This window comes from Candidatus Nitrosotalea bavarica (assembly GCF_900167955.1).
Taxonomy (GTDB): domain Archaea; phylum Thermoproteota; class Nitrososphaeria; order Nitrososphaerales; family Nitrosopumilaceae; genus Nitrosotalea; species Nitrosotalea bavarica.
This window is the reverse complement of sequence record NZ_FUYK01000013.1, coordinates 16,485-29,495: the sequence shown is the minus strand read 5'-3', so window position 1 is coordinate 29,495 and position 13,011 is coordinate 16,485. Positions and strand designations below refer to the sequence as shown.

The following is a 13,011-nucleotide window of genomic DNA, read 5'->3' as shown; positions in this document are numbered from 1 at the left end:
GTTTTATTAAATCGTCATATAACGTTAATTTTGTTGTACATTGTTCATACTTGAATTTCTTTTTGAAAATATCCACGATACCTAAATTATAATGCTGGTAGATAAGACTGTTGAATATTTTCATCTGAAATATGTTAGAAAATTACATTATCAGTTTTTTATTTGCGTCTTGTTTTGATTTAATTTTTCTACAACTCTCATGTATGAGTCAATAAAGTCTTGTGCGTATAGATTAGCGTGTTTTTCTGATCCTCTATGAGTTCCCCGCTTTGAGCGTATATGATGATAATATTCATGTAAAATAACAAAGGGATTATAGAAAATGTCAGAGTTTAACGCATAAATTTTTTTTTCTTGTACAACATATACAGCATAAACAGTTCTTCGTTTCTTTTTGATTGTACCAACTACAATTTCAGGAGTATCAACTTTATACAATTCGCTTAGATTCTCTAATGCAATCTCTGTCTTTTTATCTAAAATCAAAGACACTATCTTTGCTTTTACCAAATCGTCAAGTTCATGCATTGTATGAAAATAACATATGTATGATATAATAGAATCTTGTTAAGTGTTAGTCCACTGTATAACAGGCTCACATAAAAAACTCTTCATCACTTTAGGAATGCATTAATAATGGATTTTAAAAATATTCAGTAGAATAGTGTGACAGAAACAAAAAAGGATAAGAATCACTCGAAGCAGGATAAAATAAAACCATCTGGTAAAAACAAGTATATCGCACTTGGAGTTATCGCTGCCATAGTAGCTGTAGTATCATATGTAATCTATAGTACCGACAATACAATCGATAGTAGATTTCCTTCAATTGATGGCATACCTTGTGAAACTCAAGAATACTCTACATTTCACATCCACGCACACATGGATATTTTTGTCAGTGATCAGCACATAGGAATTCCCGCCCAGATAGGCATAACAAATTCATGCCTGTATTGGTTACATACTCACACTCCCGATGGAATAATTCACATAGAATCACCTGCAGAGAGAGAATTCACAATAGGACAGTTTTTGGATATTTGGAAGTCAACAAGTAAAACATTATCAATTCCAGATAATGAGCCAGAAATTTTCATAAATGGAAATTTGGTTTCTACAAAATTAAACAATACGGCAATGAGTGCTCATGATGAAATTGTTCTAGTATACGGAAATGTTCCACAAAACATGCCATCATTTTATCAATTCCCAGAAGGATTGTAAAAGTTTGCTCTTCATTCAAACTAGAACTTCATAATACATCATTTGCTATAGGAACGCATCTTTCAACTAAAATATATATTTTACAAATTTTTTGTAAAAAATAATTTACATTATCAGCTACAGCCAAGTTGGGCCATTATTTTTGCAACTATATCAGGCGATATTGTTGAATTGGTAAGAGTTGCATTCACCGTCTGGCAAACAGAATACGGTACTGAGGGCGGTGTTGGAATTGGAGTGGGAATCGGTGGTGTTGATGGAGGAGTTGGAGTTGGCATAGTAATTGGAGTAGGAATTTGTGGTGTAGAGGGAGTAGATGGAATAGAATACGTGGGATTATAATTTTGAGCAGGAACCGATGTAGTCCTTATGTAATTTTTTGCAGATCCATGAACAATCTGAGCATTATTCAGATTTTCTGAAAGCCGGTTCCATTCTCCAGGTAGACACATGTGATTTCCACATATCATGGTATTCCCAGTCCTTGTAGTAATATGTTGATCATGTAAGATGGAAAAATCGCGTTTTACTAATTCATATGCGGACGCTGGAATTATTTGCCCCAAGACAGATGTTATTAAAATTGCCATAACAGATATAGTAAATATTATCTTCCCACCATCATATTGCATTAGAATCCACAAAGTACTTTCTCCCATTTAAAAATACCTCAAGATTCCAACCGTGATATCACATACAAAACATGCCTCATAAATCACAAAAGAAATGATTTACAGACTCTTTGTCTTGAACTGGAAAAAAACTTCTTTTCGTGTTCCTTCCTGGTCCCATGCTGCAACTTTGTATCTGCCTGAAATTTTCCATTGTTTTGTATCAAACCGTAAAATATTGGAGTAAGAACCTTTTTGTGAGTTAATGTATTGATCTTCACTAAACATCTCTTTTTCAGAAGGATCCAAGACAACGAGATGCATTGCAAGTTTTGGGGTAAGTGATTCATAATCCAATTTTATTTTTACATATTCGCCTTCAGCATAGATTGCCTTGTCAATGTTTAGAGTAATTTTATTAGGCATTGTTTTGATTCATTTGTCTGTAATTTAAAAAGATAGCCATATCATACCAACTTCAAATTCCACATAGGTGCCAAGTTTTAGAAAAATGGTTCATGATCATACATGGATTATTCCATTTGTAATCAAGTACTGGATTGATTTTACAAACTCATCATCAGATAAGAAATCTTCTGACCAGTATTTTGCATCATTTTTAACCCATGTTGGTATTGTAGGTACATTGTTTGTCCTAGTATTAGTTTGAGAGATAAGAATTCCTTGTTGCATCATGTATTGTATACCTTGGGCAAATTGATTATTAGATATGGAACCATCTGACCACAACTTGGCATTTTGTTTTATCCAGGGCGGAATTGATGTAGAAGCATTTACAACATTTGAAGAATTTATTTTATTAGTATCAAGTAATTTGTAAGATGTCTGACTTATCGAGACTTTACCATTTGTGTTTACAGCATTAAATACTACCAATTGTATGAGTATGCCAGTATCTTTGTCTACCTGTACTAGAATAGAATTTGTCTGATTATTATTTTGCCCAGACATAACATTTCTTTGATAGATATTGAATTGTATAGACTCCTCATGATATGCATTATTCAATTTTAAAGGGGTTGGGAGTATGTACATAAAATTCGATATTTGCCCGCTAGGTCTTGTAAATAACGATTTAGATAGATCAAGTGTATCAGATTCACTGGCATTTGTGCCATTTTGTATTACAGTTGTTTTGACTGCAATGTTTTTGTTATCAGTTGGATTTACAAAATCAAATCTTACTGTTTGGTTTCCAGCATCTGTGGTTATCTTGTATGTCACATAATCACCTGGTAAAACACAGATCTGACCATTTTGACAAGACGGATTTGAGACTGGAGTTATATTCGACATAATCATCGAGGCCTCACTTTGTGGGGCATTTTTTGGTAGGTCACTTGATGGTCCTTGCCCATAGACTACCATCATAGGGATTAGATTTCCAGAAGGAGCAGTAACTGATGTAGAGTATTGCGGACAGACCTTTGAAAAGTCTCCATTTTGACACTGATTCACTAGTGCTTGTATATAATGAACCCAGTTGATTGCTATCGTATCAGGCTCTCCAAAATATCGTAGTGCAAAGTGAGACAATTCATGTGATAGAACCCATGCACCTGCCCAACTCTCTATCTGCGTATCACATGAGCACACATAGATTGCTTGTGTACCTGTTCCAGTTATTTCATACATACCATAGAATCCTTGCTGGACTAGTTTTTGACCCACTGTATTATCTGATACAACTATTGGAAGTGTATACGTCGACAATCCTGAAAAATATTGTTGATAACTCTTTTCTGGAATGCATAACGAATCTTGAAGGTCAGATTGTACTTTATACAAAGCAAGATATTCTTGTGTTATTACTTGATAGAATTTCAGGCTCGCATATTCAGCGTCTGAGCATTTGTCACTTTCTGTGATATAAAAAACAGCATATGATAATGGTCCACTGTTTTCGTTTTTTTGTTGTTGTAGTGTTACAAAATCCTGAACTGTAGAATTTGTTGTTTGTGCAAATGCTGGAACAATAGAAAATACTAAAAAAAAAGATAGTAAAAGACTAAAAATGCTTTTTTGCACACAGTTTCATCAGATATATTGAATTTAATGTTATTTTTTCCTAGACTTTTCTCTAGTAATGACATGAAGTATGGATTCAGTCAGGCCAGGTCTCCTAGTAGGTGAAAGAAACATTGCAAGATCTGTAGCAGTTACAATTCCAACTACTTTTCCTTGTTGCAACACAGGAAGTTTCCGAATTTTGTTTTTTATCATCAGATCTGCTACTTCCTCTATAGTCTGTCTAGAAGACGCGTAAATCAGAGGTCTTGTGGCAAACTCTCCCAGATTTCTATTCTTAAACGAAATATCGGATTGGGATACTCCTTTTACAATATCTCCTTTAGTGACAATACCAAGAGGCTTACCTTTGGAAGTAACAACTAGACAACCTACTCTTTTTTTTGCCATCATTTTAGATGCATCATAGACCGTCTTACTAGATTCAAGACTAACAACAGATCTGGTCATTATTTTCTCTACAGAGGTTTTGCTATGTGAGACAAGAACTTCCAAGGCTTCGTTCTTTCGTATCTTGTCTATCATGGCCTGAACCTGCGTCATACTCATGTCTGCTTGATAAGATATGGATTCTACTGATAGGTCTGAATGATGATACAATGTATCAATGAGACTCTTTTTTCTCTCTAGTTCAGTTTGAGTGCCTTTAATTACCATCATATTCTTGAGGATATTTTCTTGTCAGATTATTAAAGAACTAGCTACAATCATCAGAGCTAGCACACCCCTTATTTTCGTGATTCGCATATTCTATTAAGCATAAATATGTGTAATAAAAAATCAGAGTTTCTTTTTATCACATAAGTACACATTAGATCTCATGTTTAGAGAGTTTCCTGAGCTTAAACCTCCAAAAGGAAAATTTCGAATAATTGGAATAGAAAAGTTTGAGATTCCTGGAGAAGCACACTGGATAGTAGAAGACCTTGACAATCGTGAAGAGGCAGTCAAGAAAGCAAGAGAAATGACGAAAAATGCTTCAAAAGATGCAGCCCATCCAAGTGTAGCAACTGTGTTTTATGTTTATGACGAGAATGGAGAATACCTAGGTGGTGATATTCATTCTAAATAATTAGAGATTAAGATCATCGGATTTATTGAGCGATACATTTTGCTCTCTTCTTCTTTTGATGTACAAGCTGATTGCACAGAAAGTCATTGCTCCAAGTAAAATTATACCAGGTACTACCCAGCCTATGTTCATCATAATGATTTAAATTTCTTTATTGCTTCTCTTGTCAATCGCTCTTTTTCTTCTTCTGTAATAACAGTAGGATCATCCGAGACCAAAGCTTTGTTATAATCTTCTTCAGTATTTGATTTCATCTTCTTTTTTTCTTCCATGTAATAACATGAATTCCTACTCTATTATATTTATCACAATCATTCCATTTTAATTTCATCTACGATGAAATACTTCATTAATGAAATAATATACGAGGACGTCCTAATGTTCTCATGGGAATAATTTGTATGAATAAATCGCATCTTTTCGTGCATAGACAAAGCCTTGTTCCAAATCTGCCTCATTACTGATCTATCTATAGGCCACAACGTATCACTAGTGGAAATCATTATTCTCCCTCCTGAATATTTAGCAGAAAATGGCTTGGTCTGGGTTGCAAATTGTTTAGGCATTGCAAGTTCTGTCACCATCAGATTCCAAAAATCATCAAATTTCATCATCCTATAATGCATAATCGTTGATTTAACTAGTTTCACTCGGATTCAGTTTTATTATTACAACAAAAACAGGTGTAGATAGTTTTTGTTTCATTTGTAGATTTATCCATAGGAGAACCACATTTGGGACATTCCATGACACATCAAAAACAAATCCCGTATTTAGAAGATACAAACAAGTGGTTTTAACAAAAAATGTGTCAAATACACATTATATCATAGAACTCATTTAAGCAAGATCATTAATACAATCATCATGCAGACAACTGGATCATGTATGAAGTGTGGATATCAGGCAAGACCTAGAAAGAATCAATCAATTGGTACGGATACTCCCACTTGTCCAAAATGTAATAATGCATTAACATAGATTCTACAGATCACCATACGAGGCTTTTAATCTAACATTGCACTACTAATACCGTGGAGTAGTGTGAGTTTGCACATCCCTGATGTTTTATGTCGGAGAAGGACTGGAGTAACTAACCAGCTCGCAATGAAATAAAAATTATTTTGATTCTAGTTTTCTTTTTTGTTTGCAGGGAGGACAGATGGGACCATAATCACGATCTTTACTGAATATCACTTTTTTACAGTCCAAACAATAGTAAATTGGCATTTGATCTCTTATTTTATTCTAGTTATTATCACTATTGCATACAATAGGTTTTAGATTCTCTTTGCAACATTTCAGCAAGTTCTAAATTAGATTTTAAATTTTTGATTAATCACTACGCGAAAAAACCAAAGTTTCTTTAAAAAATCAAGTAACAGAATCAATAGGTATTAGACTTTTAGGATTTGGGTTAAACTTGCTTACTATGTATTGTACCTTGTCATCACCTTCGGGCATTGGATTTGCACATCTACCGCATTTTGGTAAAACTACAACTGCATCAGCATCAATTTCCCCTATGAACCTATCACACTGTGAACAACGAACTGATTTTTTATCATAAATATTCATGGCAGATAGTTAGTGTTTACCCCTAATAAGGGCACTAATGATTTCTATTGATGAAAATAGTTTTTGCATCAACTAATTGTTGCAAATCATCTGACCCAATCTGTTAAATGTCAGACATAGAATATCAAATCATGTCATATTCTGATTGGATGCCATTTAACAAAGAAAATGTAGATAGATCTACTGTAAAATCAGGCGTATATTTTCTGGGCTCAGAACATGAAACAACATACATTGGGGCAAGTAACAACATACAAGGAAGATTAAAGGAACAACTCAGTTCGAACGATCCTTGCATAAAATCCACGGTCTCATTTTGTTATCATGAAACATTATTCCCAGAGGCCGAAGAGGAAAAACAACTAACGGCGTTCCAATTTGAGCATGGTAGATTACCAATCTGTAATAAATCAAAATAATTCACAACTAGTTTTCAGAACTAATATTTCATAAATATAAGAAAATAAATTAAAAATTTATTTTGCGGTTTCTATTTTTACTAGTTCTTCATTGGCAATTTTTCTTTCAGATTCAAACATAGTTCTTTGTCTATCACTTAGATACTGTTCTTTTAGTTTTTCATCCACCTGATTGATCCTCTCTTTGTAGATCGCAATAGATTTAGTGATAGAGTCTTTCTTGTTCATGTTCTTTTCTGCATCAAGCGATGATTTAGCAATATCTATTTGCCATAGTCGTCATAGTAATCATAGTTATCATAGTTAGAGGTATACTCCAAAATGTGTTAAATTATAATTGATTCATCACTAGAATAATTTGGATTTAATCTTTAAAACTGATTACGTTATACACAAAAAACAAGTGTCAGAGATTACTCCCGAGCGATTACAGACCCTAGCCCAACTTAATCGGCTAAACAATATTATCGCTCACTCTATGCTTATTACTTTCAAATAATCATAGAGACACTTTTTTTTAATTTGAGCGTTGTTGAGGAATCCATCTTTTAAAAGGTCCAGTTTTGATATTCAGGTGATGTTATTTTTATAGTTCTTACGCAGTATGAGTATGTGATACAGTGCTATAACGGAGATTGTAAATTTATAATTTTAAGAAATACTGAATGTAGCAACTGTGGTACTGATAATACACTTGAGGCATTAGAGATTGCTTTTAAAAAACTAGAAGATTCCGGACTAAAAGATTTTAATGAGTTTATGCTGGTACATTTCCCTTTAAAAGAAATACGTGATAAACATGAAATACGATTACTCTCATTAGAAAAAGAACATCTCACATCAAAGCTTCAAAAAATACAAAAAGTCCAAGTAAAATGATTACATTAGCATGTCAGAAAAATCCGTGTTAAGATCCTGTATATCTTTCAAAGGCATTTAGAAAAGGATTCAAGATCTTTTGTGGAAGTTTTCTCCTATTTCTTCTTAGAATAACATAACAAGTTATTATCTCTCTGATTTTTTCTTCAGGAGTAAGATTTTCTAAATCATATTCAACTAAAAAATCAGAATAATCTTTTCCGCTGATACGGATAATCATTCTGGGAGACAATAGAGAGCATTTTTGGCCTTATCGATTTAATGGAATTGATTGAATTGAAGATTACTAGAGATTAATCATCAATTAAAGATCTTAGACGGATCTTGGATTTGATTTTTCCAAATTTGTAAATTTATACCAATTTTTTCTTTTTATACAATATTCTTTTTCACTTTGATATTCTACCCTCTTGTGTTCATTGAGTTTTTTATCTTCAAGTATTAAATCCAATTTCTTGAGTCGCTCAGAATAATATTTAATTGATTCAGTTGCAAATTCTTTCTCATTCATAATATATCACATATCCAATCAAAGATTTAGCAATATCTATTTTTGATTTATGACATATCATTAATCTGCTTTCTATGTGCTGTCCCCAACTGTATCTGAGGATACACTGGTAAGCCTTCTTCATATTCAACTTTCTCCTCGTCAAAATAATCAAAATCTCCAGCGCCTTTGTAATCTGACAAGAGTTCCAGTATGAGTATTTTCTCTCGACTTGGCTTTTGGGACATTTCATATGTAATAACATAAACATCGATTGTTTTGTTAATCCGCGGATCATACCAATGACCTTCAACACATTTTTCGTAAAAAACTTCAGTCATTTTACCATTTTTTCCTTTCAGAGCAACCTACCACTAGAATAGGCGTTCTACGTTTCATACAGTCGTAGATTTCCTGCGTACCTTAAAGATTCCCCAATAAATTAGCCAGAGATGGTCTGATCATAATAAATTTTAGCCATTACTCATTTCGTATATTTTTCTATAACTGTACGTTCTCCAACAGTTCGTATTTCAGTCAAGAGATCATCTAGAATTTTAAGTCCTTGCACAATCTGTTCTTTTTTTAATGAACTATTTTCCAGTTTATTTGTCATTACTAGTTTTTCATTATATACAAAACTTGAAAGGCTAATACTATTTTGCATATTCAGTCCCAGATAGAATTGCACATATTCTGATACAGTTCTAATACCCATATCAGAACATTGAATTTCCCAGTATTTGATTTAATTGTATCATATTAGTAAAATAAAAAAGAGTTCAGAACCTATTGTTTCTTTGATTCTTCAGATTCTTTTAATGCATTTATGTCATTATGCGATGACTTGTTACAAGTGCAAGATTTAATTTTTGCAATGATTTCTTTTAACATGATTAGACAGTGTTTGGCACATATATAAGTCAGGAATTCAATACGAGTGATTCGTTTTTTTCTTTTTGTCCCTGTCTACAACAAGAATACCGTCAAACCCACCAAGATGAATAGTTTTATTGGCAGGTAGTTTTTTCATTTCTTTTCTTTACATTTACAGAGTATAGTATCTTGAATAGGATCACTAACGTATTCTGAGACCATGTGCTGATTATTATAATCACAGTTACAGCACGGATAAACAATTTCAAGCAGGCATTGTTGACTATCACATACAAAATTACGATGACATTCTGAACAGTGGTGTTTTCTGCCTTGTGTCACTAGATGGTAGATAGTCATACTAGTGTTTAAGCAATTTCCATTACATCCTTGATCGCAATTATCAAGATCTGCAATATAGCATATACACTAGACAAAAATAAAATACAAAAATTTTGTTTATTCTAATTTAGTCGTTTTCCATGGGAACTGGATTTTGGTCCAGATCTTACATGAAAGTTAAGACAACACTTGCATTCCTTTTCAATGCATTCTTTTTCTGTATGATGCCCACAGATACCACAATCACAGTGAATCTGGATACGTTCTATACTGCTCATTTTTCTAACATATTACATACCGCGTCAGATAAAAGTGATCGCTCTATAGTTTACACTAAATACAATTTTAGAATGAAAAATTGAAAAAAGAAATGACGTATGATTGTGTCGTGTATAGTCTCTATGTATTATGACTGACTGATGTATTGGGTTGTTAGTAACAGCCAGCTCGCCCCTCGGCGAACCTTGGGGCATACACTGCTGTTCTATCAAAGCAGTCTTCTGCTGCCACCCTTCGTCTTACGACCGGATACCTTTTCTCGGGATAGGTTTCCTCCTTAGATGCTTTCAGGAGTTAGCCTAAATGGCTTAGCTGCACGGCTTGCCTTATCAGACAACCGTTAAACCAGAGGCCACGCTGCTCTGTTCCTCTCGTACTCGGAGCAACTTCCCCTCAAGTATCCACGCTTCCATCAGGCAGAGTCCGACCTGTCTCACGACGGTCTAAACCCAGCTCATGTTCCCCTTTAATAGGCGAGCAGCCTCACCCTTGGCCCCTGCTGCAGGGCCAGGATGGGAAAAGCCGACATCGAGGTACCAAACCGCGGGGTCGATAGGAGCTCTCGCCCGCGACGAGCCTGTTATCCCTGGGGTAATTTTTCTGTCACCACGAGCCCCCAATAGTGGGGACGTCATGGATCGCTAGGCCCGAATTTCTTCTCTGAATCCCGTGCGTTTGGAGATCCAGTCAGTCCAGTTTGTGGCCTTGCCCTCTTCAACGGATTTCTGACCCGTTTGAACTGAACTTTGGGCCCCTTCGATATCTTTTCGAAGGGGTGCCGCCCCAGCCGAACTGCCCACCTGCACCTGTCCCTCAAACTAATGAGGTAAGAGGTACGAAGGAAAATGACTGGTGTTACACTTTTGCTTCCAACGCACCCGAAAATGCGTTAGCATGGCTACCAGTTACTCTATGCAAATTCCACCATACCACAAGCACAAGCTGCAGTAAAACTCCACGGGGTCTTCTCTCCCCGATGGAAGATGCTGGACTGTTCGTCCAGCTTATGTGGCTTCACCGGGTTGTAGGCGGGGACAGCGGGGCCCTCGTTGTTCCATTCATGCACGTCGGAACTTACCCGACAAGGCATTTGGCTACCTTAAGAGAGTCAGAGTTACTCCCGGCGTTTACAGGCCCTTAGCTCAGTTGAACCCAAGTTTTAGGTACCTGCACTGGCCAGGATTCAGTGACTATACGCATCCTTTCGGACTAGCAGTCACCTGTGTTTTTATTAAACAGTCGGGACCCCCTTGTCACTGCGACCTGCGACGGCAATTCTACATTACCGCTGCAGGCATCCCTTATACCAAAGGTACAGGACTATTTTGCCGAGTTCCCTCGCCTACGGTATACCCGATACATCTTAGACTTCTCATCCAGCGCACCTGTGTCGGATCTCGGTACGATCATTATAAGACGCTCACTACACATTTTTTCATGGTCTCTTGGACTCGAGCAAACTCAGCTAACGCCAAGCCATTAACGTCTCGAATTGGTTCTCGTCATTGCGACACTCCCCAACTCTTGAACGCTTAGACAGAACGATGGTTCTGTAAGCCCTATCCGAAAGCGTATGCTAGATTATAACGCACCTATAAGGTACTTGAATATTAACAAGTTTCCCGTTCGATCAACTCTGTTGAGGTTGATCTTAGGATCGACTAACTCCCGGCTGACGACGCATTGCCGGGAAACCCTTACGCTTGCGATGGTGGAGATTCTCACTCCACTATGCTGTTACTGCCGCCAGGATCTGCAATAGGAATCGGTCCACAGGACCTCACGGCCCTGCTTCGACCCAATCCCTACGCCTAACTACCATGTGTTATCATATGATAACAATCTGAAGTATCGGTGCTTTGCTTTAGCCCCGTCCATTTTTGGGGCATCCAAGCTCGGCAGGTAAGCTGTTACGCACTTTTTAAAGGATAGCTGCTTCTGAGCTTACCTCCCTGCTGTCTTGGCTTAAATACGCCCTTCAGTTTGACACTTAGCAAAAACTTGGGGACCTTAACTTCAGTCTGGGTTGTCCCCCTCTTGATTACGAGCCTTACGCCACGTAAATCCGTCTCTTTACTTCTACGACGCACATCCCTTCGGAGTTTGAATGGGCAGCGAAAGATTTCTCTCCCGACATGCCCTATCGGTGCTCTACAGGACACGCTGTCTCCATAAAGGCTGTACTGCGATACACTTCGTTAGGAACTAGCGATCACCAGACTAGATTGGTTTTTGACCCCTATCCCCAAATCAGACAAACAAATTGCACGTTAGAACTGCTTCAGACCTCCATCAGGCTTTCGCCCAACTTCGTCTTGTTCAGGGATAGATCGTCTGGTTTCTAGCCTTGCCGCTATGACTCTACGCACTTTCACACGCTTCCCCTCGTTATTCACTGCGGGAACTTGGTTTCCCTTCGCCTCCATCTTTATAGATTTAGGCTTGCCATAACAGTAAGCTCCCTGGCCCGTGTTTCTAGACGGAACGCATGACACTGGAGCTATGAACGCCAGACCTTCAGCCCTATTGCTAGAACCTCCAATCTGACAAAAACTCCTTTCATGCCATGCACGTCTGTAACCAATAGATTTCAGGCACTTTTCACCCCCCTTCCGGGGTACTTTTCAGCTTTCCCTCACGGTACTACTCCGCTATCGGTCTTGAGAAATATTTAGCCTTAGATGCTACTTTCACCTATATTCATTGCCCACTACCAAGGACAACTACTCGCGTTATGATAAGATCCTCTCTTCTTTCGCTCACGGGGGTTTCACCTTCTTCGCCAGGCCTTTCCAGGCCACTTAAGCTCTGATTTGAGGATCGTAATATCATAACAACACCACATCTCTACCATGTTACCATGGCAGATTCAGTTTGGGCTGTTTCCTTTTCGCTCGCCGCTACTTGGGAAATCTCTGTTGATTTCTTTTCCACGTGGTACTCAGATGCTTCACTTCCCACGGTTCGATCTCAACTACCATTGTAATTGAGTATGCTTAACGCATTGGATTCCTATTCGGACATCTCAGGATCACAGGTCGCCTGCACCTACCCTAAGCTTATCGCAGCTTGCCACGTCCTTCATCTCTTCTCAAGCCAAGCCATCCCTCTATTGGCGTCGGCACATCAGCATATTCAGTCATAATATTACACGACTATACACGACGATCATCGCTAGTCCCAGGTTAC

At 37.1% G+C, this 13,011-nt stretch carries 19 protein-coding genes and 1 rRNA gene; 4 read left to right on the top strand and 16 right to left on the bottom strand.

What is annotated here, in order from left to right:
* Positions 1-150: 150 nt before the first annotated feature.
* A complete protein-coding gene (locus C0Q33_RS08455) occupies positions 151-528 on the bottom strand; it encodes a hypothetical protein (protein WP_101478163.1) in 378 nt (125 codons plus the stop codon).
* A gap of 138 nt (positions 529-666) precedes the next feature.
* Between C0Q33_RS08455 and C0Q33_RS08450 the strand changes: the two genes are divergently transcribed.
* Complete coding sequence (locus C0Q33_RS08450; protein ID WP_101478162.1) at positions 667-1,227, top strand: hypothetical protein; 561 nt, start codon at positions 667-669, stop codon at positions 1,225-1,227.
* A gap of 113 nt (positions 1,228-1,340) precedes the next feature.
* Here the strand turns inward: C0Q33_RS08450 and C0Q33_RS08445 are convergent, their stop codons facing one another.
* The 4 genes from C0Q33_RS08445 to C0Q33_RS08430 all read right to left on the bottom strand — a co-directional run bounded on the left by C0Q33_RS08445 (position 1,341) and on the right by C0Q33_RS08430 (position 4,547).
* The gene (locus C0Q33_RS08445; RefSeq protein WP_101478161.1) at positions 1,341-1,886 is read right to left on the bottom strand and encodes a hypothetical protein; all 546 of its coding nucleotides are present in this window, start codon (positions 1,884-1,886) and stop codon (positions 1,341-1,343) included.
* 72 nt (positions 1,887-1,958) lie between these two features.
* Complete coding sequence (locus tag C0Q33_RS08440) at positions 1,959-2,264, bottom strand: hypothetical protein (protein WP_101478160.1); 306 nt, start codon at positions 2,262-2,264, stop codon at positions 1,959-1,961.
* A 96-nt stretch (positions 2,265-2,360) separates the two neighbouring features.
* Positions 2,361-3,887 (bottom strand): hypothetical protein, encoded by a 1,527-nt coding sequence (locus C0Q33_RS08435; protein ID WP_101478159.1) that lies wholly within the window; start codon positions 3,885-3,887, stop codon positions 2,361-2,363.
* A gap of 30 nt (positions 3,888-3,917) precedes the next feature.
* Positions 3,918-4,547 (bottom strand): CBS domain-containing protein, encoded by a 630-nt coding sequence (locus C0Q33_RS08430; RefSeq protein ID WP_101478158.1) that lies wholly within the window; start codon positions 4,545-4,547, stop codon positions 3,918-3,920.
* Positions 4,548-4,707: 160 nt separating this feature from the next.
* On the opposite strand from C0Q33_RS08430, the gene C0Q33_RS08425 reads away from it, so the two are divergent.
* Positions 4,708-4,959, top strand: a complete 252-nt coding sequence (locus C0Q33_RS08425) for a hypothetical protein (RefSeq protein WP_101478157.1) — start codon at positions 4,708-4,710, stop codon at positions 4,957-4,959.
* Here C0Q33_RS08425 and C0Q33_RS09615 read toward each other — a convergent pair whose 3' ends face one another.
* The 4 genes from C0Q33_RS09615 to C0Q33_RS08415 form a co-directional block, all read right to left on the bottom strand.
* Positions 4,960-5,091, bottom strand: a complete 132-nt coding sequence (locus tag C0Q33_RS09615; RefSeq protein WP_281258849.1) for a hypothetical protein — start codon at positions 5,089-5,091, stop codon at positions 4,960-4,962. It lies immediately after the preceding gene.
* On the bottom strand, positions 5,091-5,231 hold the full coding sequence (locus C0Q33_RS09405) for a hypothetical protein (RefSeq protein WP_165776489.1): 141 nt from the start codon (positions 5,229-5,231) through the stop codon (positions 5,091-5,093). Before C0Q33_RS09405 ends, C0Q33_RS09615 begins: the two co-directional genes overlap by 1 nt.
* Positions 5,232-5,270: 39 nt before the next feature.
* Positions 5,271-5,570: a hypothetical protein gene (locus tag C0Q33_RS08420; RefSeq protein WP_101478156.1), complete on the bottom strand. Its 300-nt coding sequence runs from the start codon at positions 5,568-5,570 to the stop codon at positions 5,271-5,273.
* A 763-nt stretch (positions 5,571-6,333) separates the two neighbouring features.
* A complete protein-coding gene (locus tag C0Q33_RS08415; protein WP_101478155.1) occupies positions 6,334-6,537 on the bottom strand; it encodes a hypothetical protein in 204 nt (67 codons plus the stop codon).
* A gap of 131 nt (positions 6,538-6,668) precedes the next feature.
* Between C0Q33_RS08415 and C0Q33_RS08410 the strand changes: the two genes are divergently transcribed.
* A complete protein-coding gene (locus C0Q33_RS08410) occupies positions 6,669-6,956 on the top strand; it encodes a GIY-YIG nuclease family protein (protein ID WP_133121054.1) in 288 nt (95 codons plus the stop codon).
* 57 nt (positions 6,957-7,013) lie between these two features.
* Here the strand turns inward: C0Q33_RS08410 and C0Q33_RS09400 are convergent, their stop codons facing one another.
* Complete coding sequence (locus tag C0Q33_RS09400; RefSeq protein WP_165776488.1) at positions 7,014-7,184, bottom strand: hypothetical protein; 171 nt, start codon at positions 7,182-7,184, stop codon at positions 7,014-7,016.
* 384 nt (positions 7,185-7,568) lie between these two features.
* Here C0Q33_RS09400 and C0Q33_RS08405 point away from each other — a divergent pair, with 384 nt between their 5' ends.
* Positions 7,569-7,835 carry a hypothetical protein gene (locus C0Q33_RS08405; protein WP_101478153.1) on the top strand — a complete coding sequence of 89 codons (267 nt, stop codon included), beginning with the start codon at positions 7,569-7,571 and terminating at the stop codon, positions 7,833-7,835.
* Positions 7,836-7,863: 28 nt separating this feature from the next.
* Here C0Q33_RS08405 and C0Q33_RS08400 read toward each other — a convergent pair whose 3' ends face one another.
* The 6 genes from C0Q33_RS08400 to C0Q33_RS08380 form a co-directional block, all read right to left on the bottom strand.
* Positions 7,864-8,067, bottom strand: coding sequence for a hypothetical protein (locus C0Q33_RS08400; RefSeq protein WP_133121053.1), 204 nt, complete (start codon positions 8,065-8,067; stop codon positions 7,864-7,866).
* An 81-nt stretch (positions 8,068-8,148) separates the two neighbouring features.
* The gene (locus C0Q33_RS08395) at positions 8,149-8,346 is read right to left on the bottom strand and encodes a hypothetical protein (protein ID WP_101478151.1); all 198 of its coding nucleotides are present in this window, start codon (positions 8,344-8,346) and stop codon (positions 8,149-8,151) included.
* A gap of 47 nt (positions 8,347-8,393) precedes the next feature.
* Complete coding sequence (locus C0Q33_RS08390; protein ID WP_101478150.1) at positions 8,394-8,666, bottom strand: hypothetical protein; 273 nt, start codon at positions 8,664-8,666, stop codon at positions 8,394-8,396.
* 143 nt (positions 8,667-8,809) lie between these two features.
* A complete protein-coding gene (locus tag C0Q33_RS08385) occupies positions 8,810-9,043 on the bottom strand; it encodes a hypothetical protein (RefSeq protein WP_101478149.1) in 234 nt (77 codons plus the stop codon).
* A gap of 622 nt (positions 9,044-9,665) precedes the next feature.
* A complete protein-coding gene (locus tag C0Q33_RS09395) occupies positions 9,666-9,821 on the bottom strand; it encodes a hypothetical protein (protein WP_165776484.1) in 156 nt (51 codons plus the stop codon).
* 135 nt (positions 9,822-9,956) lie between these two features.
* A 23S ribosomal RNA gene (locus tag C0Q33_RS08380) occupies positions 9,957-12,955 on the bottom strand.
* Positions 12,956-13,011 lie beyond the last annotated feature (56 nt).